This is a genomic window from Capnocytophaga sp. oral taxon 902, assembly GCF_013394735.1.
Taxonomy (GTDB): domain Bacteria; phylum Bacteroidota; class Bacteroidia; order Flavobacteriales; family Flavobacteriaceae; genus Capnocytophaga; species Capnocytophaga ochracea.
The window spans coordinates 1139379-1164210 of the sequence record NZ_CP058261.1 but is presented as its reverse complement, the minus strand read 5'-3'; the positions used below and the strand labels follow the sequence as shown (position 1 = coordinate 1164210).

General features: G+C 38.7%; 17 protein-coding genes. 10 read left to right on the top strand and 7 right to left on the bottom strand.

From position 1 onward, the window contains the following. Positions 1-32: 32 nt before the first annotated feature. From HW278_RS04905 to HW278_RS04875, 7 genes are all read right to left on the bottom strand, one after another. Positions 33-1367, bottom strand: coding sequence for a UDP-N-acetylmuramoyl-tripeptide--D-alanyl-D-alanine ligase (locus HW278_RS04905; RefSeq protein WP_178977111.1), 1335 nt, complete (start codon positions 1365-1367; stop codon positions 33-35). Positions 1368-1509: 142 nt separating this feature from the next. Then, entirely contained in the window at positions 1510-3177 is a 1668-nt protein-coding gene (gldJ, locus tag HW278_RS04900; RefSeq protein ID WP_048747955.1) for a gliding motility lipoprotein GldJ, read from the bottom strand. A 201-nt stretch (positions 3178-3378) separates the two neighbouring features. Beyond that, a complete protein-coding gene (locus tag HW278_RS04895) occupies positions 3379-4413 on the bottom strand; it encodes an inorganic phosphate transporter (protein ID WP_002674226.1) in 1035 nt (344 codons plus the stop codon). A gap of 285 nt (positions 4414-4698) precedes the next feature. Further along, positions 4699-5922 carry a lipocalin family protein gene (locus tag HW278_RS04890; RefSeq protein ID WP_178977110.1) on the bottom strand — a complete coding sequence of 408 codons (1224 nt, stop codon included), beginning with the start codon at positions 5920-5922 and terminating at the stop codon, positions 4699-4701. A gap of 840 nt (positions 5923-6762) precedes the next feature. Then, positions 6763-7683, bottom strand: a complete 921-nt coding sequence (locus HW278_RS04885) for a helix-turn-helix transcriptional regulator (RefSeq protein ID WP_111972177.1) — start codon at positions 7681-7683, stop codon at positions 6763-6765. A gap of 71 nt (positions 7684-7754) precedes the next feature. Continuing rightward, positions 7755-8039, bottom strand: coding sequence for a cyclic-phosphate processing receiver domain-containing protein (locus HW278_RS04880; protein WP_009419995.1), 285 nt, complete (start codon positions 8037-8039; stop codon positions 7755-7757). Positions 8040-8155: 116 nt separating this feature from the next. Continuing rightward, positions 8156-9373 carry a PD-(D/E)XK nuclease family protein gene (locus tag HW278_RS04875; protein WP_111972178.1) on the bottom strand — a complete coding sequence of 406 codons (1218 nt, stop codon included), beginning with the start codon at positions 9371-9373 and terminating at the stop codon, positions 8156-8158. Between the two features lie 719 nt (positions 9374-10092). On the opposite strand from HW278_RS04875, the gene HW278_RS04870 reads away from it, so the two are divergent. The 10 genes from HW278_RS04870 to HW278_RS04825 all read left to right on the top strand — a co-directional run bounded on the left by HW278_RS04870 (position 10093) and on the right by HW278_RS04825 (position 24750). Continuing rightward, positions 10093-10341: a ferrous iron transport protein A gene (locus tag HW278_RS04870; RefSeq protein ID WP_009417090.1), complete on the top strand. Its 249-nt coding sequence runs from the start codon at positions 10093-10095 to the stop codon at positions 10339-10341. Between the two features lie 132 nt (positions 10342-10473). Further along, positions 10474-12636, top strand: coding sequence for a ferrous iron transport protein B (gene feoB, locus HW278_RS04865; RefSeq protein ID WP_178977109.1), 2163 nt, complete (start codon positions 10474-10476; stop codon positions 12634-12636). A 70-nt stretch (positions 12637-12706) separates the two neighbouring features. Next, complete coding sequence (locus HW278_RS04860) at positions 12707-13582, top strand: hypothetical protein (protein ID WP_178977108.1); 876 nt, start codon at positions 12707-12709, stop codon at positions 13580-13582. Positions 13583-13613: 31 nt separating this feature from the next. Further along, positions 13614-15413, top strand: a complete 1800-nt coding sequence (locus HW278_RS04855) for an O-antigen ligase family protein (RefSeq protein ID WP_255493791.1) — start codon at positions 13614-13616, stop codon at positions 15411-15413. Between the two features lie 281 nt (positions 15414-15694). After that, positions 15695-16504, top strand: coding sequence for a hypothetical protein (locus tag HW278_RS04850; protein ID WP_009422233.1), 810 nt, complete (start codon positions 15695-15697; stop codon positions 16502-16504). Beyond that, entirely contained in the window at positions 16501-17007 is a 507-nt protein-coding gene (locus HW278_RS04845) for a hypothetical protein (RefSeq protein ID WP_034575949.1), read from the top strand. The genes HW278_RS04850 and HW278_RS04845 overlap by 4 nt, the downstream gene beginning before the upstream one ends. Positions 17008-17035: 28 nt before the next feature. Further along, positions 17036-17254, top strand: a complete 219-nt coding sequence (locus HW278_RS12870) for a PLDc N-terminal domain-containing protein (RefSeq protein WP_083832745.1) — start codon at positions 17036-17038, stop codon at positions 17252-17254. A 52-nt stretch (positions 17255-17306) separates the two neighbouring features. Beyond that, the gene (locus tag HW278_RS04835; protein WP_255493790.1) at positions 17307-19247 is read left to right on the top strand and encodes a hypothetical protein; all 1941 of its coding nucleotides are present in this window, start codon (positions 17307-17309) and stop codon (positions 19245-19247) included. 133 nt (positions 19248-19380) lie between these two features. Then, a complete protein-coding gene (locus tag HW278_RS04830; RefSeq protein WP_048747961.1) occupies positions 19381-21645 on the top strand; it encodes an NADP-dependent malic enzyme in 2265 nt (754 codons plus the stop codon). An 813-nt stretch (positions 21646-22458) separates the two neighbouring features. Next, positions 22459-24750 (top strand): TonB-dependent receptor, encoded by a 2292-nt coding sequence (locus HW278_RS04825; protein WP_178977106.1) that lies wholly within the window; start codon positions 22459-22461, stop codon positions 24748-24750. The last annotated feature ends 82 nt before the right edge of the window (positions 24751-24832 follow it).

Below are 24832 nucleotides of genomic sequence, written 5' to 3'. Positions count from 1 at the left end.
GCCGACAGCCCTTCGTTGTTTTTTAATGCTCTTTAAGAGTTAGCTATAAGTCTTTCTAAAGCCATTCCTCTTGAACCTTTGATGAGTATTAGGGTGTCTTGAAAAGAAAGCTTCTTAAAGACCTCTTGAAAATCCTCAAAGGTTTCATACTGCGGATAAGGTGCTTTAGTTTGTTTAAAATTCTTTCCGATGAGGTAGACCCCTGCCCATTGGTGCTCTTTGAGTTTATCGACAATGCTTTGATGCTCCTGAGTAGCGTAATCGCCAAGCTCAAACATATCGCCGAGAATAAGCACTTTATTAGAGGAGCTGTTCATAGAAAGAAGATTGTCGATAGCAGCAGTCATACTGCTAGGATTGGCATTATAGGCGTCGAGCAAAACAGTATTACTACCCCATTGCAATAGCTGACTGCGATTGTTTTGAGGAATATAGCTCTCTATGCCCTTCTGAATAGCCTTTGTAGAGAGTTTGAAGTAACGCCCAAAAGCTACCGAAGCAGCAATATTAGTGAAGTTATAGCTTCCTACCAGATGAGAAGTTGCGACAGTGGGAGTATCACTAAAGCCCTCTATATTGGCTGGGAATCCTTCTGTGGTGGTTTGTAGAGACGAGTCAGCAAACTGTATTTTCACGGGTTGAGTGCTGAGACATCGCACAGAGACGTTTACCCCTTCGCCTACTCCAAAACTGTACACATTGTTATAGTTTTCCAAAAGCGCTTCGGTGATAGGATTATCGGCATTGGCAATAATGGTTTTATGGTGTGTTTTGAGGTAATCATAGAGCTCGCCTTTGGTTTTTATCACGCCTTCAAAAGAACCAAAGCCTTCTAAATGCGCTTTACCAATACTGGTAATATAGCCGTAGTCGGGTTCAGCAATAGAACATAGGAAGGCAATTTCACCTGGGTGATTGGCACCCATCTCCACAATAGCAATATCCGTTTCTGGTTTAATTGTAAGCAAAGTGAGAGGTACTCCTATATTGTTGTTTAGGTTGCCTTGTGTAGCTACTATATTCAGTTGTTGTGATAATACCGACTTGATAAGCTCCTTTGTGGTGGTTTTCCCATTGCTACCGGTAATACCAATAACAAGTGTTTTTAGCTTCCTGCGGTGATAAGTAGCGAGCTGTTGGAGTGTAGTGAGGACATCGTCTACCAAAAGTGTTTTATCGGCGATGTAATAAGCAGGGTCATCAATTACTGCATAGCAGGCTCCTTTGGCAAGAGCTTCTTGAGTAAAGGTGTTACCGTTAAACGAAGCTCCTTTCAAGGCAAAGTAAATACTATTAGGTGTTATATTGCGGGTATCAGTACTTACGCCCGCTGAAGTTTTATATCTTTGATAAAGCTCTTCTATCATAAACTATTAGTTCTTTTATAATGCAAAACTACAGCGTTTTTTTGAGTTAAACAAATTGTTTCTCTTACTTTCTGTAAAAAAAGAAAAGAGCCCTCTTGAAAAGTTCAAGAAGACTCTTTGCCTATGAAATATTTTATGGTTTTTATCCTTTAGGAGTTTTATGGTTCTTTTTGGCTTTTGAACCTACACGGCTCATAGCGTTGCGGAATCCTATATAATCAGTAGCGATGTACTGAGGTAAGAAACGACGTTGTGCTGGGTCAAGCCAATAAGCACGGTCTCTCCAAGAACCTCCTTTGTATACGCGTACTTCGTCGTCGATAAGTGAAGTACGGTCGTTAGAAGTATCATAGCCCTTACCGCTGATATCGCTACCTGGTCTTTTAGGACGAGGAGCATTGTACATTGAGTTTGTATACTCTGAACCTTCTGCCATCAAGTCATTTTGGTTGCGATAGTTGCGTGTAGATGATTTATCACCATCGTGATAACTGCGGTTATCAGAGTGTGTAAAGTTATAACGCAAATAGGTTTCGTTTGAGTCGATAGGAACAGTAGCAAGATTTCCTGGCAAATTACGAGCGATAATTTTACCGTTCATCAAAGTATCATACTTCACATTCTCAGGAGTTACTACTATTTGTTTTCCGTCTTCACCAATAGCGTGTTTCATATACACGTTACCGCGGTAATAGTTGAAATCTGTTATTTCATCATCAACAATAGGACGATAAACATCGGCTACCCACTCGGCTACGTTACCTGCCATATCATACAAACCAAAGTCATTAGGTGGGTAAGTTTTAACTGCTACAGTAATATCACCTTTATCATCTGACCAACCTGCCAATCCGCCGTAGTCACCTTTACCTTGTTTAAAGTTAGCTAAGAGGTCTCCACGAGTTCTACGTTTGGTAGAACGAGTGTATTGGCTATCCCAAGGGTATTTCTTTCTACCTTGCAATGAGTTATATTCACGAATACCACCCAAAGATTTGGCAGCATATTCCCACTCTACTTCAGTAGGCAAACGATACTCAGGCAATAAAATACCGCTAGTTTGTTTAGCATAAGTTGCTTCTCCCTCTTTATTAGTTTTCTTACCTCCCATTTCACCAGCTATCTTACCTCCGTAAGTTTGTGATGGGGCGTTTAGGTAAGTATCAGTACTAAATGTGCTAGTAGCATCTACTTGGTAACGAGCATCTTTTGCAAGATAACCATCGCGTTCCAAGATTGCCTCGTTCACACGGTCAGTACGCCAAGAACTAAACTGTACTGCTTGCACCCAGTTTACCCCTACTACAGGATACTCAGCATAAGCAGGGTGACGCAAGTAATTGCTAACCATTGCTTCATTAGCACTTAGAGGGCTTCTCCATACTAAGGTATCAGGAAGGGCACCTATATATATATTTCTATATTGCTCTTCATCTGGTGGGAACACACGTTTTAACCAATCGAGGTATTCCATATACATCTTGTTGGTTACCTCTGTTTCGTCCATATAAAAAGACTGTACGTGTTGTTGGGTAGGTGTGTTATTCCAGTCGTGCATTATGTCGTCTTCCACCTGACCCATAGTGAAGGTACCTCCCTCAATGAGCACAAGACCAGGACCTGTCTCTTGGTCTTTAAAATCTGTATTGTATTGAAAACCACCTTCTTTCGCGTTGATTTTCCAACCTGTCGCACTCGATGTGTTCTTATCAGTCTTCTTGCCACAACCTGCGAGCAACAATCCTGCTAAGGCCATATAAACAGGTACTTTTAATAAATTTCTTTTCATAGTAAAAACACTTGTTAGCATAAAAATTCGGGCGCAAGATACTACTTTTTTTTAATGTAGTATCATCTTTTCTCAATTTTAACTATATATTAATATTCTATTTTTTGTGTATTTTTTATATATGTTTGATTTATAGTTTTATACACTCTATTCTCTCCTTCTCTTGTTTCTCATTTTTCCTCTTCTCCCACCCTATTTTTAACAATTCTTTAAGTATTTTGTTTATAACATTTGGTTCTTATCAGCTAAAAAAACCAATAACAACGACAAAAAGAACGCTATAATAGGCGCTATCATCCACATAGCAAAGAATCGCTTTACTTGAGTCTTGCGAAAAATATTCTTGTGCCCCATCTTCGCTACGCCTATTCCTAAGATAGCTGCTACATTCACTTGTACCAATGAGGTGGGTATTCCTTTTACAACCGAAGCTAGTAACAACAAGCTCCCCGATATAAAGGCGATAATCACCGCTTCAAACTTCCCAAAAAGTATTATTTCCTTCCCTGTATTCTTCAGTATCTTATGTCCAAAAAGCGAAGCTCCAATGCCAAAACACGGTGCTACCACCAAGGTAGCCAACATCAAGATAACAATATGGTCGCTCTCGCGAATGTGTAGCTCGTTAATCGTCATTGTATACAAAGGTCCCGTCGCATTAGCTACGTTGTTAGAGCCTATCGCAAACGATACATACAAAGCCATTATCACCAACGCTACATCCCAAATATGCTTCTTGTTCTCATTCTGCGCCCGCTGTATCGTCAGTCCTCGCCTGCGCATCGGCTGGTAAATGTATTTCCCCGCAAAATAACTCAAAAAATAAGCAATCACAGGCAATATAAACCACGCAGGTATAATCTCCATAAATAGCCTATTCGTGTCTAACTTCTCAAAATACAACGCTGGTGCCGCTAAGGCTAATACTGCTGCCTGACTGGTGGACTGCGGTATCCCGGAAATGTTCGAAATAAGCATCGTTACCGCTATCGAAAATAAGGCTATTGATACCACCGTAAAATCCAAATACTCCGAGGGTAATATGCCACTCCCCATTGTACCTGCCGTTTTCTTCCCTGCCAAAAACGCCCCTACAAACACCATTATCCCAAATAACCCCGGGATAACAGTCTTTCTAATCACATTAGCACCATAGCTTGCCGAGAATGCAGGAGCCGTACCACTACCTCCCATCGTAATGGCTACTGCCATTGCAATGAGAAACGGAATAAGTAATTGGCTGTATATGGGTGTCATTCTCTATATCAGTTTTTCTCCGCAAAAGTATAAAATCTTTTTTAAATAACAATACTTTTTCTGCAAAAAAAAAGCCCGATATTACTATCGGACTTTTCCATTAACCAACCAAAACTTTAAATTATGAAAACTATTATTTGAAGTTTTACAATGAGCTACCACCCTCATTGCGTCGGCAAAGGTACGGCGTTTTTTTTAACTACCAAAATAATTCCAGAGTTTAACAAAACTTTAACGCACCTATAATGTCTTTATTACTGATTATCAGTGTTTAGTATCTTTCTTTTATTTCTTCTCCAATTTATTTATCTCCGCAAGTTCTGCCTCTGTAAGTTTCTTAAATGTATACTCATACGTTCCTTGATTATCGTCATCATCTTTATCTATAAATGAAATAACAAGCCTATTTCCTCTTACAAAAAAGTTCTCAGGAGTATCGTCTTTTTTAGTAATCGTACCATTAGAAGCAGTATAAGGCACCGCTCTGCCTTTTTCAAACTCGCAACGATTAGTATTACTATTGAAGCCAAAGTCATAATTAGTTACTGTATTGGCGGTATAAATATCTACTTGTTTATCTTCACAGGGTTCTTTTTCGATAGGTTGTCCATTAAAGGTAGCTTTTTCTATCTGCCACGCCCCTATGAGTGCTTTGGGGTCGGTAGTTTTTTCAGGAGCTTTATACTCCATCGCTCTAAGGGCTGTCAATTCTTTTTCGCTGATTTTCTTATAGGTATATGAAAAAGAACGCTTTTTCCCTTGTTCATCTAATCCAGTTCCGTTTATCTCAAATTTAGTTTCAGTCACAGTAAAAGTAACTGTCTTACCTTCACGTGTAATAGTTGTCCCCGATATAGTATAGGGTTTTATTTCTTGTTTTTTATAGGTACAATTATATTCGTCATACTTTCTAAAGATAAGCTCTTCTACTGTGCTTTCAGTAAAAATAACAGCATCTTTTAAAGAGCACTCCGAAAGCTCTAACTTCTCACCATCAAGAGTTGCCGATTCCATTTGCCACGCCCCTATCAGTTGTTTTTTGTAATCAGGAGCTTTATACTCCATCGCTCTAAGAGCTGTCAATTCTTTTTCGGTAATTCTTTTATAGGTAGTGGTAGAAGGCTTTTTGTTTCCTTGTACATCTGTATAGACTCCCTCTATCACAAGTTTACCCTCAGTAATGGTAAAAGTGGTAGTACCATCTTTGGTTGTAAAGGTGTTCCCCAAAAGAGTGTAAGTCAAAAGGTCTTGTTTCTCATAGGAGCAATTACCATCTCTTTTCTTAAACGAAAGACGTTCCATTGTCTTTTCAGTAAAAACAATCGTTTCTTTTAGTGTACATTCTGAAACCGCCTTCGGTTTTCCGTCTATGGTAGACGATTCCATTTGCCACGCTCCTATCAGTTCGACAGTTTTCTGTGGAGGCTTAGGTGTTTTATCATCTTTGCTTCCGCAAGACGAAATCATTGTGGCAAGGGCAACAAATGCCCCAAATAAAAATTTCTTCATATGTGTTAGTATTTTTAGTTTGAGGGCGCAAAACTATAAAATTAATTTTTCTTCACCAAAAAATCGTCATAATACCCCACCTCCGAGCCCCTCCCAACCTCTCTAAAACCTTTTACAACCCCCTATTGGTCACCACATTCCCCCTTTGAACAGAAGTCCGCGAAAGCGGAGTATGTGAGAAGGGAGAGGTTTGTCACCTTTCTCAGCTTGTCCCCCTTCGGGGGTTCGGGGGCTTACCAAATAAATGACTCGTCACAATTCCCCCTCTCCGAGGGGCTAGGGGGATGTTATCTCCTATTGCCTATGGCCTAAGGCCTATCACCTCTTCCTCTTTCTTTCGCCTCGAAACCCCGTTTTTACCATTTTTAGCACTGTTATATCGTGTTATAAGTCAACCACTTATATACCCTTCCTATACCAATCGTCCAAGATTCGTATAAGCTTCCTATAAGCTCTCTATAAGCTACCCCCACCCTCCTTACACCCTTTTTTCACCAAAATTCCTCTCACCTCTCTTCCGTTCTTCTCCGATATCTTCCGAATCTTCCTAATAACCCCAACCTATCGTTTTTGAGGTGCACACTTTGGCAAAGTTAATCGCCTGTCGTGCTACGACCTTTGCCAAAGTTGAATAAACTGACAATACCTCCGCTACTTCACAAGGCGTAGCCTTGATTTTGTTTAAATTTTGTTTAATTTCTGAGGCACAGCCTCATTCCCTTAACATAACCTCGCACCCCATTTACCAATTCCCTCATTTTCTAATTCTCTCATTTCCTAATTTTCTAATTTCTCACCCGTCTGTGTAGCTCACACAAAATTCTCTTTAAAGAATTAAATTTATGCATCTTCAGATAAAGAAAAATATTGTTCATAAGCAGCTTTGTGGTAGCAGGCGACTTCATTGGCTAAAGATTGAGGAGCAAGTACCTTCACCGAATTGCTAAACGAACAGAGTTTCATCACCAAATCGTAGGGCGCTTCACCATTAGGGAAAGCAAGAGTGAGCTCTACACGCACTTCTTCTTCGTTGTCTAAAATAACAACTTGCGAGGGGTGTAGTTTGAGTGTTTTTATATATTTGCCTTGCTCATAGTTGAAAGAAAGAAGCACCTTTTGCAGAGATTCATTTTCAGCAATGGCAACCCCATAGAAATGATCAAAAAACGACTCCATATCCACTTTTTTGCGTCTCACCTGAATGTCGGTTACCTCTAAATTACTGATACGGTCGAGAGCAAAAGATTTGAATTTAATAGGTTGTTTGTTGTCGGTTGCGATGAGGTACCAGCGACCTTGGTATTCTTTCACTGCGTAAGGTAAGACTTGATATGCTTTAGTAGTCTCCCAGCCAAAAGAATAATGGGTAAAGGTAATCAACACATTTTGAGGAATAGCTGTAAGGATAGGGTCGAGCATTTCCAATCCTTTTTCAGGTTGCGGTTCTAACAGGAGGCTTCCCGTGCTTTTTGCCTTACGATAGGCATCTACTAACAATAGGTGGTCTAAGATGGTTGGATTATCGGCAATGCTATCGGGTTCGATTGCCCATACTTTTTCCTTTGTATTGAGGGTGATATCAATACCAAAAGCGATGTGTATATCGTCGAAATCCCTGCGGATAGTACGGTTACTAAAAGCGTATTCATCGCCTTCATCAGCCAAACGTTTGGCAATTTCCTGAGCCGAAAGACCTTTCTTATAGGTAGTAAGTAGTCTAATAATGCGCACCAAGCGAGCTATTTGTATAGGTTTTGCCATAAATTAGGTAAGAGATAAGAGTTAATTTGGGTACATATAGTAATTAAATTTGCTTTAAACAGTGCTTAAAACTATTTTTGTTGTTCTTTAAAATTATTCAGCAACCTTTCTATATTCTCCTTACCCACAGGGTTTTGGCTATGCACCGCAAAATCAGGTAAAGGTAGCTGGTGGTCTAAACAGTAGTCCACCAAATATTTAGCACAGTCGTAGCCTGAAAACTCTTCACCTAAATCGTGGTCAAACGAGATAAAATCAGGCAACCCTTTGTGCTCAAGGTAAGCTACAAACTCAGTATAAGAATATACCCGCTCAAAACCCTCGGGAGTAGAACGAAGATCATCTAAGTAAAGCATATAATAACCTTAAAAAATATATGGCAAAGATACAATACTAAATGGACAAACTATGACCAATGACGGTATTTTTTCAAAAAATACTTCACTTTTTTAGGAGAGGGAATGTTTGTTTCTTACTCTTTAGGGTCTGCATTTATTGTTTTAAAAAGTTCTACTACTTTGGGACTATTCGTATATTTGGTAATTACTTCTTTTATCCGTTTTACTAATTGAGCATTGTTATGAAATTGCCAAGGTAAATCAATCTCATCAAATTCAAAACAATCACCTTTTAGAAACATAGCATAATCACTATTAGGTTCTTCTATCCATTGGAAATCTTCATTAAAGATTTCTTCAAATTTAGTTTTATAATTTTCTCTTACTTTATAAAAATTCTTTCCCCAGATAGAAAAACCATAGTTAGAAGGATAAAAGATAAAACATAAGTCATTCCAACCACTATTTTGAACTCCCCAACGAAAATCATAGGGGAATCCCTTACTATATTTTGCTCCCCAAAAGTTATCAGGATTTTCAGCTTTTATTTCTTTCTCAAAGTCTGCTATCCATTGAGATTTTAAATTTTGAACTTGATTTATAACCTCATTGAGGTTTTTCCAGTCTTCAACAGTTTCTAAATGCTTTTTTAAAGTTTCCATATATTGTTTGTCTTTTAATTTTATTTTACTCCAATAAGTTATATAACTATTGATAAAGTGTTTGATAATATTACTCTCGCTTATGCTGTTAGCACATTCTGTTAGCCACTCTTTTATTTCTTTTGTGTATGTCCAAGTAGTGATGATATTTTCATTAAGTTTTTCAGGATACTCATCAGCAGGAAGATATTTAGGACGTTCTTTAGTTTGTTCTGTTGGTTTGCGATCATACCACCATCCATCAGGTAAATATAGTATTCTCGAGAAGTTTTTATCATTAGCTTTTTGAAGGTTTTTATGATGAAATTGGTAAATGGCACTATCCCAATAGCGATACAACTGATTGTTTTGGTTTTCAGCTCCGTTAGATTTATTTTCAATTACAATACTAATAGTTTTACATTGTAAAAGAATATCAATATTATTTCTTTCTACATATACTCTCCACTCTTTTTGATTAAAATTAGTTGTATCAATTTCTAATTTGTCGAGAAAAAGTTTTAAGAACGTTCCCCCTTGTCCGTGAGTTTCTTCTGGATTTAAGAAGAAAGCTAAAATACGACTATGTTTAGTTTCAGTGATTTTCCAAAACTTATCTTCTATAAATTGAAAGAAGTTGAAACTATTACCTTTTGTTTGGTACTGTTTTTGGATTTTGTAGAAATCATTTAACAATTTTTGTATTTCCATATTATTTTAATATTTATTCTCGTCTTTAAAAACACCAAGCACAGACTTCCCTTGTGCTATTGAAAAAATTGGTCGTAAACAGAAAAATCAAAGCAAAATGCTATATCATTATATTTGTTTGTATGCCTATCTCAAATACTGATATTGTTTTTTAACATTTTGCGACAAATGTACAAAACTTTTAGAATATATATTCCTCTTAATTTGTCGAAAAATTTTGGTGGCAAAGATAAAACTCCTACCGGTCAAACTGTGTCCACTTACTAATTTTTCTCATACTCTCTATATATTTTTCTCAGTTAAACCCTACCTGTTCTCTTTCAAGATAGAGTTAGTAAAAACTCACAGCTGAGTAGGTACACTACAATAGCGGAGTAAGTGAATAGGGGGGGAGGCTCATCATTTTTCCTATCATTACATTTCCTTTTTTTGTGTTCAATCTTTTCACAAGGCGCAGCCTCATTCCCCTAACATAACCCCACACCCCATTTACCAATTTTCTCATTCTCTAATTCCCTCATTTACTAATTCCCTCATTTCCTCATTCTCTAATTTTCCGCTCATCGCTTTTGCGTCGCCATTCCTAGTGCCTATGGCCTATGCCCTAAGGCCTATGTCCTAAAGCCTCACATCTAAAAACCTAAAATAATTTTGTCAATTCAATAAAAGTTTGTAATTTTGCTTGTCTAAAAATATATTTTGATAATACAAACGCTTATATGACCATTACCTTAGCCTCACTGAAAATAGGACAAACCGCTGTCATTACCGGATTTATCCCTGAATGCCGACAAGAAGTAAGGCAACGCTTGCTCGACTTAGGTTTCGTACGCGGGTCAAAAATCAAGATAGAAAACGTCAGTCCCCTATCCGACCCCGTTGCGTATAGCATTCACAACACCCAAATCGCCCTCCGCAAAACCGATGCCCTCTGTGTGCTGATTCAGGTGGCAGGAGATAGAGGTTAGGTGTCAGATGTGCTACACTTTGCCAAAGTTTTTGCCTGTGTGGCTCGCACCTTTGGCAAAGTTGATAATCCTTGTAAATAAGAAAAAATAAATATAAACAAATCAAACAAGCGTTCGGCTTGTTATACAACTATGAAAAACACTTGCGATATTTGTGCCCTCAACCCCTCCGCTTCCCTAAAACCCTTAGGTGAAGAGGCAGGCACTTATAACTATACCATTGCCCTCGCAGGGAATCCTAATACCGGCAAAAGCACCGTCTTCAACGCTCTTACCGGCTTGCGCCAACACACCGGCAACTGGCCTGGTAAAACCGTAACACGTGCCGAAGGCAGTTTCTCATTCCATAGGGAACGATACCGCATCATCGACCTACCTGGCACCTACTCTCTGCTTTCTACTTCCGAAGACGAAGAAGTAGCACGCGACTTTATTCTCTTTGGCAAACCCGATGTAACAGTCATCGTAGTAGATGCAAGTCGTTTAGAACGCAACCTCAGTTTGGCACTTCAAATACTCGAAATCACCGATAAAGCAGTGCTTTGTCTCAACCTGATGGACGAGGCGCGCCGGCATCACATCAATATCGATACGCGCACCCTTTCACGCGATTTGGGCATTCCCGTAGTGGCAACATCTGCACGTACCAAAGAAGGTATCGCCGATTTGCTCTTTGCTATCGAAGAAGTGGTAAGTGGTAAATTCCAAACGAAAAAACAAACCTTTATCGACCTTCCTAAGCAAAATGCCGAAGCCATTGCTGAGTTACAGTTGGCACTTTCTGAACTAAATCCCGATTTACCGAATACACGTTGGCTCTCAATGCGACTCATCGAAGGCGATGAGAGCGTGCAAAAAGGTATAGAAGAAGGAGCTTTTTCGGCTGAAAATAATCCCGAAAGGCAGGCGCGTATCTCGCGTATTGCCGAAAAATATCACCATCTCTTAGGCGATACGTACCGCAACGATTTGGTAGAAGCAATCTACGCCCAAGCTACTGCCCTTACCAATGCCTCCGTCAGTACCGATTTTACTGCGCGCTCTTTCCGCATCGACCGCGCGATAGATAAAGTCGTAACACATAAAATTTGGGGTTTCCCTATTATGTTTCTGCTCTTGGCAGGTGTGCTGTGGATTACCATTATCGGGGCTAATTACCCTTCGCAATGGCTCTCCGATTTATTTGTAGGGTGGCTCTATCCGCTCCTGAAAAATGGAGCGAATGTCTTGCATTTCCCTTGGTGGCTTAGCGGTTTCCTTATCGATGGAGTGTACTTGGCTACGGTATGGGTCATTTCAGTGATGTTACCCCCAATGGCTATATTCTTCCCGCTCTTCACCCTCCTCGAAGACTTTGGCTACCTACCTCGTGTGGCTTTTAATCTCGATAAGCTCTTTCGCACAGCAGGCGCTCACGGCAAGCAAGCCCTCACAATGAGTATGGGCTTTGGTTGTAATGCCGCAGGAGTGGTAGCAACGCGTATTATCAACAGTCCGCGTGAAAAACTCATTGCCATTATCACCAATAACTTTTCGCTCTGCAACGGTCGTTGGCCTACTCAAATACTCATTGCTACATTGTTCATCGGGGCTTTAGTGCCTAAGCAGTGGAGCGACACAGTAGCAATGCTTGCTGTCATAGGCATAGCCGTGTTGGGGATTGTCTTTTCATTCTTCACATCGTGGTTATTGAGCAAGACACTTCTCAAAGGCGAATCGTCGTTCTTTGTATTGGAGTTGCCTCCTTATCGTCCACCGCGCTTCTTCCAAACGCTCTACACATCGCTTATCGATAGAACCCTTATTGTACTTTGGCGCGCTGTTGTATTTGCTGCGCCTGCGGGAGCAGTAATATGGCTGATATGCAATCTCCAAATAGCTCACCAGCCCATTGCTCTCTGGCTCATTCAAGGGTTAAACCCCATAGGCGTGTTTATAGGCTTAAATGGCGTAATCCTGCTTGCCTATATCGTTGCCATTCCAGCCAACGAAATCGTCATTCCCACCGTGCTGATGCTCACCACTATGGTCTTAGGGCAAACAGCAGTAGGCGAGGGGGCAGGCGTACTGATGGAAGCCTCAACCTCTCAAGTAGGTACCTTGCTACACGCTGGGGGTTGGACACTCCTCACCGCCATAAACCTAATGCTCTTCAGCTTGTTACATAATCCTTGTAGTACTACTATCTACACGATATACAAAGAAACCCATAGCAAGAAATGGACGCTCATTGCTACACTCTTGCCCGTACTATATGGCATAGTAGTGTGTTTTTTGGTGGCAAAACTGTGGTAATAACCTAAAAACATTTGCTTTTTTAGTTAAAACAGGCTATCTTTGCACAGATATTTTAATAAGCAATGATATGAAACGCTTTCTTTTGCTCTTTACACTCCTAACTGCTACAACTTATGCGCAACTCTCTTCTTACACCTATAAGCAAGAACTGAAAGGTGTAAAGGGGAACGCTTGGCATAAACTCATTTTACCCGACCATACCTTTGCACAATTTCAAAGTTATGGCGCAGACCTCCGTATTTATGGCGTATCGGCTACTGATACCATCGAAGTCCCTTATACAGTAATCGACACTAATAACATCGTAAAACACAAGGTCAATTTCTCAGTAATAAACAGTAAAGAAACCAAATGCAGTTACATAAACTTCAGTCTGCCTCAGGCTCTTCGCATCTGTAAGATACGCGTTGTCCCTCAAGCCTCTTATGATTATTACAGGAAGCTAAATCTCGCTACTTCTGTTACCGAATCGTATGCGCAAAAGCGTTGTGATAGTTATTGTTCTTACGATTTAAGAGAAGCGCCTCTTAGTTCTAAAACCAATAATACCTTCTCCTTTGATGATATTCTTGTGAAATACGGACAAATAATAATAGAAAACGGAGATAACGAGCCTCTTCCTATTAGCGAAGTCGTAGTATATGCAATACGTTATACCTTAGCGGCTCGTTTTTTAGACCCTAATCGCACCTATTATTTAGCTTATGGCAAAGAAGATGATTATACCCCCGAATATGATATAGAGCACTTCATAACCGATATCCCAAAACAACTCACCGAATTACAATATGGCGAAGTGCTCAAACAACCCAAAACAGAAAGCTCTTCTATAAAAGCATCTTCCACTCCTGCCGAAAAATCTCATCAGCAACTCCTTTGGTGGGTAATGGGAGTGATTGTACTACTTATTTTTATATTTTCAGCAAAGATGATGAAGAAATAATCAGAACTCCAAGCAAAAAAAAGAATACAAAATGCGTATAACACTAAGTAATTCGTTTTTGATAACTACTTTAGTAAGTTTAGTTACTTTTGACTGCTATCAAAATAGTACTTTCGCTTCTAAAACAATAGTTTTTACAATTCTCTCTGTAGGATTCATTTTTTACTTCATTTGGCAAATAATCTTGTCAAAAAAGAATTTATTTGTCTCATCAATAGATCTTGTTGTATTTGCACTGCTGGTTCATATCATTTCTAATGCCCTTATAAAAGGTACAATCAACTCATTGCGTTATTACGACCTTATCAGCTGTTATGCTTATTATTTGTTCTTGAGGAATGTCATAAGAGCAGAAAAGACAATATTAGCTATTGTATTAGGTGTCAGTTTAGCTATTTTTGTCAATACATTATACGGGTGTGGACAATATTTTTATGTATTTGAGTCTTTCCATTCCAACTATGCACTTACAGGTAGCTTTTTCAATCCTGCTCCTTTCGCTGGACTTATTGCGGTAGGTAGTATGTTTAGTGTATTTCTAATATTGTACAGAAAGAGTCTTTATAGATATATTACCAATATAAAAGCACGAAAAACAATTGTAAAATTCCTGTATTATCTTACTGTTTTAAACATTTTATTGAGCATAGGTGTACTCATTATCCTGCAGTCAAGAGCTTCGTGGTTAGCTTTTATTATAGGGACGTCTTATATGGTTTACACAAAGGTAACTCAAAAGATAAAATTCTCTATCAAGCGATATGGATATATTGCAACAACATTTGTGCTTATAGCCGTATGTACTTTCTTTTTCTACACTATGCGAAAAGACTCTGCCGATGGACGCGTATTAGTATGGAAAATAAGTACTGAAATGCTCAAAGATTTTTCTTTCACAGGTACAGGTCTTGATGGTTATAAAGCTCATTATATGGATTATCAAGCGCAGTATTTTGCTAAAAACAAAGCTTCTAAACAAGAAATAGCTTTGTCTGACAACGTAGTATATGCCTTTAATGATTTTCTTCAGTTTTTTATAGAAGAAGGCATTCTAGGATTTTTGTTGCTCGTAACACTTATATGGTTCATATTCAAACAGCCTAAAAGTATAGTTCGTAACATAAGTACTTGCCTTATACTTGTTTTATCAGCATTTGCGTGTTTTTCATATCCTTTACAGATTCTCCCCCTTAAACTGATAGCTTTCACCGCAATAGCATTTATTGCTTTTTCAGCAAAAAACAAACAAGAATTCAAACTGCCTTATGCTTTTATGCGTTGGCAAATCCTTTCAATAACCATTGCTTGGATAGGGTTACAACTCTATAATGCTTACAGTTTGCATACGGGTTATAGTATTTGGAAGAAAGCATTCGATGCTTATCAAGAAATGAATTTTAAAGAAAGTATTTCATTATATAAAAATTCTTACAAATATTTAAAAACAAATGGTGAGTTTTTAATGCACTACGGGAAGGCTTTAAGCTTAGCAGAACGACCTCAATGCTCCAATCTTGTGCTTCACCAAGCAGAGCAATATTTAAACAATACGGTTGTTCAAACCTCTTTAGGCGATAATTACACGGCTTTGGAAGGCTATCCACAAGCTATACAACACTATCAAAAAGCCTGTGATATGATACCTAACCGTCTCTATCCTCACTACTTATTAGCAAAGATGTATGAGAAACAAGAAAACTTTACCAAAGCAAAGCAAGAAGCTACTATCATATTGCAAATGCCTGTAAAAATACCTTCTATCGCCACTTATCAAATACGAGAAGAGATGAAAGAACTATTAAGGATGAATGATAAACCAGATACAAAATGACCATTTGTTGTTAATTTAATAACATAATAAATAATTAATATTTGAAAGGAATAAGAATTATACTTAAAAATATTTTATAATTTATTTGGAAGTTATTATTTTTTGTAGTATGTTTGTGCCGTAAAAACCAATAAATATTATACCGCAAACATTCACATTAGCTAAACAAGGATTTATATTTGTCTTTTAAGAAGAGAAATAAATAACTAAGCTACGAGTTATTTCCTTATACGAAAAACAGTGCAGAAATAAAACTAAGTAATTAATCAAATAAACTAAAGATGAAAAAAAATGTTTTTAAAATTGTAATTGCCTCATTAATTATTATAGGAGGTTTAGTATTCTATTCTTGTCAAAAAACAGAGGAAGACACTTCTCTTATTGAACAAGACTATTCAAAAGAAATCGCTGTAGCAGGAGAAAACTTCGCTAAACAACTACGAAAAATTATTACTGAAAAACAATTTCGTCGTGAATCTTTAGATTTTAATAGGAAGATATCAAAATCATTGGAGATTAAAAACAGTTCTATCGAAAAATTTAGCACAAAGCAACTTACAATACTATCAAAAATTGCATTGGCTAAACAGGAAAGCAAATCATATATTACTTTTTCCAATGAGTTATCAGAAATTAATAAGGAAATATTGAATCTACCCAAGACAGAGCAGACAGATTTACTATATATCACTTCTATTCTTTATTACGGATTAAGAGAAATTAATGAAATGGCAAAAGAAGGTCTAATCACAGGAGCACCAGAAGGAAAGAACAACTCTCTTACTTTAGCTCGTTTGAAAAGAGGATTAATAGCAGCTAATTTTGAAAATCCAGAGAATGGAGATAATAATAGTTGGTGGGATAATAATAGTTGGCTTGGTGCTGTATGGGGTGTTGCATTAATTGAACCGACTCCTATTGGAGAAGCAGTAGCAGGAGCTATAACAGGAGTAGTTGCTAGCTATTATGTATTGACTCGTGCAGAATGTATTGCTAAATATGTAGATTGTAGGAATTATGACAGTTATAAAAAACCTTGTAGTGATTGCCTTCATTATTGTATTGTACAAGGAAATTGGAATTGCCAATGATAGGATTTGAAGTTATCATTAATAAAAAATCTCTTGTAGGAGGAATTCAAGAAGGGATCACTTCTGTCATTGTAGACAGATTACTTTTAGACGCTCGTAATGAATTAACCATAAGCTTTGGAGGATATGATACTAAAACTAATAACTCTATTCATTGGTTAAAAAAGGAACTATTTATAGGAGATAGAATAACCATAAAAGTTATAGAAGTTATGGACAATATTTCTATTCCTTTTGAAATTGAGAGTTATAGAGAAACAAATTCTAAGCTTACTTCAAATATAAGTCTTTGGTTATTTGTCAAAGGAGAGGTTATACATGCTAATATAGCCAAAGGGAGTATCCACTTGATTGCAACAGTTCTAAATGAAAAAAATAAATCTGAAATAGAATTAGATTTTATAATAGTTGAGTACATAGATAATGAGGATACACCTAAAAAACATTGCTATAAAAATACTTTAGTATTAGGTGATGCACTTACCATTGAAGTAAAAGAATAATAAAAGATTATATTTAATTTATTATATTATGGAACCATTTTTAACTACAACTTTTTTAATTCTGCTTTTCCTTTTAATACTTTGGGGACTGTTAGATATTTTCTATCGTCATTATAAGAAAGACCCGAGCGTAGAAATGTATTGGATATTTATTATCTTATTATTTCCTTTTTTAGGTGCGCTCTTATATTTTCATAGAAAACACAGCCAGAGACGGAAAAACTGTCTTTTCTCACAGCGTATTTAATAAACCTTTAAAACAAGCCCTTGCCTTAAAGTAGGGGCTTTTGTACCTTTTTATGAAATATCTTATATTCGTTACTCTGTTTTTTCTTTTATTTTCTTGCTCCACCAAAAACGAGGCTTTAGAACTTGCTTTACAACAGGCGGGGACTAACCGCCCCGAGTTAGAAAAGGTATTAGCTCACTACCAAAACGACAGCTTAAAATATCAAGCAGCTGTGTTCCTTATAAAAAATATGCCTTATTATGAGTATCAGGTGAGCCCTGAGATAGATAGTATAAAAACGCTCTTAACACATATCTTAAAAAAAGGAGACTTAACTGAAGCGGAACGCCAAAAAGGAATAAACTGGCAAGAGGAGACCTCTAATGTTACTTATAAACAAGATATCAAAGAAGTAAAAGCCTCTATGCTTATTGAAAATATTGACTATGCGTTTAAAGTTTGGAAGGAAAAACCTTGGAATAAAAATCTCTCTTTTGAAGATTTTTGTGAACTCATATTGCCTTACCGTATTGCTCAAGAACCATTAACCAATTGGCGAAAACAATATTATCAAAAATATAACTATATCTTAGACTCTCTCTATCAAGGTACAGATGTAGTAGAAGCTTGCAATATATTGTGCCGTTATTTGAGAGAAGAAAAATATTTTTACTACTTTGATGATTTAAAAACTCCTAGGCAAGATGCTATTTTTCAATTAAATAATAGAATAGGCACTTGCCGTGAATCTTGTGATGTTGCTACTTATGTAATGCGTGCAGTAGGAATCCCCGTTACTACTGATATCTATCTTTATTCTCCTGAATTTCAACATAATCATCAATGGAATGTAGTTCGTGATACCACAGGTAAATATCTGTCTTTTTGGTATGAAAATTTTGATGCCACACGCGATTCCTCTTTTACTGATGAACGTAAAAAAGCAAAGGTTTTTAGAATGACCTATGGAATCCAACGCCCCTTTGAAGAGTTATCTCAACTACCTCCCTCATTGCAAAATCCTTTCTTAAAAGATGTTTCCCAAGAATACTTTGGTAAAAACAGAGCTATTATTTCGCTACAAAGCGAAGCTAAAAATGCTTTTATTGGGGTCTTTACCGCTCGTATGGGGTGGTTAGTCGTAGGACAAGGTAAAGTAACAAATAATACAGCCACGTTTGAAAATATAGAACCTTTTGTGATTTACCAGCCTCTGAGCTATGAAAACGGCGAACTCACGCCTATAGCCTACCCTTTTATGCTTCAAAAAGATAAGGTACACAGTCTTATTCCTCAAGAAAAGCAAGAAATAGTGTTAACCCGTAAATATCCTCTTAGAAAAGGGCATTCAGCTAATTACAAACAATGGTTACTCCTTTCTCGACTCAAAGCAAGTAATAATGTTAGTTTTTCTCCTTTTGAAACCTTGCATATAATGAAGTCTTTGCCTGCTCAAAATGTAATAGAAGTACCTATTCACTCTCAAAAAGCCTATCGTTATTTTCAATATGAAGTGCCCAAAGATTCCGTTCTTTCTATTGCTGAAATTCATTTCTTCGGGAAAGATAACAAAGAAGTTATCTTCGATACTATCTATAGCAATGGCAAACCTTGGAAAAATATTGCACTTTTTCAACTTAAAAATTGTTATGATAACGACCCAATTTCATTTTTTTGCGCAAAAGAAAAAGGCACAAGTCTATTCTTTAAATCCAGTACACCACAAAGCATTACAAAAGTAATACTCATTCCCCGTAATGATGATAATTTCATCAGAGAAGGTGATGTATATGAACTCTTCTATAACAAGGGTATTAAAGGGTGGGTGTCATTAGGCGAACAAAAAGGGACTAAAACAGAAAAACTATACTATCAAGCACCTAAAAATGCGGTACTATGGCTTAAAAATAAAACCAGAGGCAAGGAAGAACAAATCTTCTTATATCAAAACAACCGACAGATATTCCCTATTTTTGAAGAAGAAAAAAACGTATCTCAAAATCTAAATTAAATAACTTTCTCACTATTCCTCATTCGTCATTCGTAATTATTTATTACCTTTGCCCCCTAAACAAATAATAGGTAACACGTAATTAGGTAACAAATGCCGTTACCTCTTACCTCTTACCTCTTACCTAAATCAAATGGATCAAAGAAAAAAAGAAGAGGCACTACATTATCACGAGTTTCCACAACCTGGTAAAATCGCTATTGTGCCTACCAAGAAACATTCTACACAACACGACCTCGCGTTGGCTTACTCTCCTGGAGTAGCCGAACCTTGCTTGGCAATTGCCGAAGATAAAAGCAACGCCTATAAGTATACTGCCAAGAGCAATCTCGTAGCCGTAATTTCCAACGGTACTGCCGTGCTCGGTTTAGGCGATATAGGTGCTGATGCCTCTAAACCTGTAATGGAAGGAAAGGGTTTGCTCTTCAAAATATTTGCAGGTATCGATGTGTTCGACATCGAAGTAGATGCCACCGATGTCGATAAGTTCGTAGAAACCGTAAAAGCTATTGCTCCTACCTTCGGGGGTATCAACCTCGAAGACATCAAAGCGCCTGAGGCTTTCGAGATTGAACGTCGCCTAAAAGAGGAATTGGATATCCCTGTAATGCACGACGACCAGCACGGTACAGCTATCATCTCGGCAGCAGCCCTTGTCAATGCTTTAGAAATTGTAGGTAAGGACATTGCCAAAGCGCAGATAGTAGTAAACGGCGCAGGAGCCGCCGCTATCTCTTGTACACGCTTGTACGTGGCTTTGGGTGCCAACCCTAAGAACATCGTAATGTGCGATAGTAAGGGTGTGATTCGTAAAGACGCTCCCAACCTCACCGAACAAAAAGCCGAATTTGCTACCGACCGCAATCTCCGTACTCTCGAAGAAGCAGTAAAAGGTTCTGATGTGTTCATCGGTCTTTCTAAGGGAGATGTACTCACCCCCGAGATGTTGCTCTCTATGAATAAGGACGCTATTGTATTTGCAATGGCAAACCCTATTCCTGAAATCGATTACGATTTGGCGGTGAAAACCCGCAAAGATATCATTATGGCTACAGGTCGTTCCGACTTCCCTAACCAAGTGAACAACGTGCTCGGTTTTCCTTATATCTTCCGCGGAGCGTTGGACGTTCGCGCTACTAAAATCAACGAAGAAATGAAACTCGCTGCGGTACGTGCTATCGCCGATCTTGCCAAGAAAACTGTACCTCAGCAAGTAAGTTTGGTATACGGAGGTGAAAATCTCACCTTTGGTCGCAACTATATTATTCCTAAGCCGTTCGACCCTCGCTTGATATACGAAGTACCGCCCGCTATTGCCAAAGCCGCTATGGAATCAGGGGTAGCACAAAAGCCTATTACCAACTGGGAAGCCTACAAAGGCGAACTAATGGACAGAATTGGTGTAGGTAGCAAAGAAATACGCCTATTGCAAGACCGTGCCAAACGAAATCCTAAACGCGTAGTATTTGCTGAAGCCGACCAATTGGAAGTGCTTAAAGCTGCTCAACGCATTTATGAAGATGGTATCGGTATTCCTGTGCTTTTGGGTAATAAAGAAGTGATAAAAGCGCTCAAATACGAAATAGGTTTCACCGGTCGTGTAGATGTAATCGACCCTAAAAGTGATGCCGAAAAAACACGTCGTGAGAAGTTTGTAAAGCATTATTGGAAACTGCGCGAACGTCGTGGTATCACCTACGAAGTAGCCGAACGCCTAATGCGCGAGCGCAATTATTTTGGTACGATGCTCGTAGAAACCGGTCAAGCCGATGCAATGATTACTGGTTACTCCCACGCTTATCCTAATGCTATTCGCCCTGTATTGGAGATTATTAAAAAAGACGAGGGCGTAGAGCGTATTGCTGCCACCAGCATTATGCTCACCAAGCAGGGTCCTTTATTCCTTTCAGATGCTACTATCAATATCGACCCTACTGCCGAAGAGTTGGCTAACATCGCCTTGCTTACAGCACGTGCCGTGAAGTTCTTCGGCTTAAAACCTTCGGTAGCGATGTTGTCGTATTCTAACTTTGGTTCGGCAGTATCCGAAAGTAGCCTGAAAGTACGTGAGGCAGTAGCTTACCTCCACAAGCACCACCCCGATTTAGTAGTCGATGGTGAAATCCAAGCCGATTTTGCTCTCAATCCTGAGAAGATTGCCAAGAACTATCCGTTCTCTAAGCTCAACAAGGGCAAAGGGGCTAATGTACTCATCTTCCCTAACCTCGAAGCGGCAAATATCAGTTACAAGCTCCTCAAGGAAACCCAACACTTAGACACCATAGGCCCTGTGATTTTAGGTCTTTCTAAACCTATTCACATCACCACTATCGGTTCTACTGTCGACGAAATGGTAAATCTCGCTACCCTTGCAGTAATTGATGCTCAACAAAAATAGTACGAGTCGCACAAACAATTAGTGCAAAGTTATATAAACAATAAAAAAATGTTGTTTTCATATTATAAAAAAGGCTGTTCAATATGTATTGAACAGCCTTTTTTTATTACTTAGTAATCATATTGCTACCTTTAATATTTTACTTACTTGGGGCAATAAACCACCTTTCCTTCACTATCTCTCACATATCCCACCCCAAGCATTTTTCCTCCAGCTTACGTTACTTATTTTATGGTTCGACAATTCTAACCTATAAAACGACTGATATGAGCAGATAGCAACACCATAAGCTCAATTAATGTTCGATTATAATTTTATTAACCATCGTTGTAGACCCACTGTAGACCCACTGTAGACCCACTGTAGACCCACTGTAGAGCCACTGTAGAGCCACTGTAGACCCACTGAAAACCCACTGTAGTTCCGTTTAAAGTTTATTTAAAGTCCGTCAGAGGTCTCACAGAGCAACTGCGCAAAATTATCAACTATATCTCAGTTCGATATGTACAAAGCGAATTAAGAGTTGAAGAAAAATAGTATATTGTTTTATTAAGAGTTATGTTCTTCGTGTATGATAAGCATCGCTACTTCCCCCTTTGAAGGGCGGTAGGGAGAAATGTTTATAATCGGCTAACATAGATGTAACCGCACACAAGGTGTATTTCGCAAAACGTAAACAACCACCGTTGATTTTCAGCCTTTAATGTTCTCTCTTTAATTATTTTTAGATTTATGTAAAAATAATTTTTAATTTATTTTCGTAGTATCTAAAAATATACTACCTTTGCCCCAAAATAATGATATTAGTAATATATGAAAACTTTTTTATTAGCTATCTCTTTAGCTTTTAGTATTTTGAGTTTCTCTCAGGAAGGTACTATCAAAGGTATTATCACGGCAGAAGGTCAGCCCTTAGAAGCCGTAACTGTCCAACTCGAAGGTAAAACCTTCAAAAAATGGACAACCTCCGACCGCAATGGTCAGTATTCTCTTTCCTTACCCGCTGGCGAATACAGGCTAAAAGTGCGTTCGTTGGGGTATATTCCTTATAACGATAAAGTGGTTATCACAGGAGAAGAGACTCTCTCTCAAGATGTCTCTCTCAAAGAAGATGTGGTCGGAATGGAAGAAGTGGTCGTAACAGCTACCAAAACCAAAGAAAACCGCAGGGACGCACCTGTACTGGTGAGTGTTACTACCAATCGCGAACTGGCAAACGTCAAAGCCCATACCTTGATGGAAGGTCTGGTATTCCAACCGGGTTTGCGCACCGAAGTAAACTGTCAGAACTGTGGTACTTCCCAAGTGCGCATCAACGGTTTGGAGGGTGCTTATTCTCAAATCCTCATCGATAGCCGTCCTATCTTTGGTTCGCTCAATGGCGTGTATGGATTAGACCAAATCCCTGCCAATATGATTGAGCGCATAGAGGTAATCCGTGGAGGTGGTTCTGCCCTCTTTGGCTCTAATGCCATTGCCGGTACGATCAATGTGATTACTAAAAATCCTACTAAAAACGAGGCACAAGCAGGTATTGTGGGTAACCTCATAGGCGGTAAATCAGCCGATGTGGTAAGCTCTTTCAATGGTTCACTCGTGAGTGAAAACTATATGCGCGGTATCTCTTTCCACGCTATGCAACGCTCACGTCAGTCTTACGACGATAATGGCGATGATTTTACCGAAATCACTCGTTTGCGCAACCTCAATGCAGGAGCAAAACTCTTTAACGATTTCACCGACCGTCATAAACTCACTGCCGAACTGAACGTGAGCAACGAAAACCGTCGTGGAGGTAATAAACTCGACGAACCCGAACACCTTGCTGACCTTGCCGAGAGCATTCGCACGCAAATGCTTGGAGGGAATGCAAGTTTCGACTACTTTTCCCCTGCTTATAACCATAAGTTCACCGCCTATACCAGTGCCGAACGCACTCGTGCTGATAATTATTACGGTAGTTTCGATGGTATTGATATAGAAGCGTCTTCTGGCAACTATGGGGTTACCAAAGAGAATATTTGGTTACTTGGCGGACAGCATACGGCTTATGTACCTACGGGCAACGGCAATTTGCAATGGACGTCGGGCGCCGAATATCAATACGACAAGATAGCCGAAAAGCGTCAGAATCCTAATGTGCTTGCCGTAAACCAAAAAGCGAATACATTTGGTCTCTTTACTCAAGCCGATTGGCGTATCTCTCCCAAAATCAAAGTGCTTGGGGGTGTCCGATTCGATAATGTAAATTCCGATATAATGAAGAAAAGCGTTACAGCGCTCAACCCTCGTGCGAGCGTGCTCTACAATATCGATGAGAATTTCATTGCTCGGGGTTCGTATTCACGTGGTTTTAGAGCGCCTTTCTTCTATTCAGAAGATGTACACAGCGAATTGCAAGGGGGTGAAGCACGACGCGTAAAACTCGCCGATAATCTTAAAAAAGAGACTTCTGATAGTTTTACCGCTTCTTTTGAGTATAACCACGCTCACGATAATCACCAATTTGTAGCGATGATTGAAGGGTTTTACACCGCTTTGCACGACCGCTTTACTTATGAAGATGCAGGTTTAGAAAACGGATTGCCTATCCGTGAGAAACGCAATTCCGATGGTGCCGTAGTGAAGGGAGTAAATATAGAAGTGAAGTACAGCCCCAATCCCAAATTTATGGTACAACTTGCCACTACTATCCAAAGTTCTAAATACAACAGCGTGCAAAACCCCGAAGAAAACGTCTATACCGATGAAATTCTCCGCACGCCAAGTGTGTATGGCAACCTGATGGCAACTTATAAACCACGCCCTAATTGGGATATCAACTTCGTAACTGTATATACAGGCAGTATGAAAACTACCCACTTAAAAGGCTATATTCCTGACACACGCTTAGAAACTACTCCCGCAATGTGGGATGTAGGCGTGAATACCGCTTATGAATTTAAATTCCAAACTTTCTTCCCCTTAGAAGTGAGTTGCGGTATCAAAAACCTTTTCAACCAATATCAAAAAGATTTCGACAAAGGTGCTGAACGCGACGCCGATTACATCTATGGTCCTTCGCTACCTCGCACTGTGTTTGTAGGTTTAAAAGTGAAGATTTAGTATTCATATTAACTTTGCAAAGTTTACAACAAAAAAAGCAACTCGTTTTCGAGTCGCTTTTTTATTATTTGTCTATTAGAAA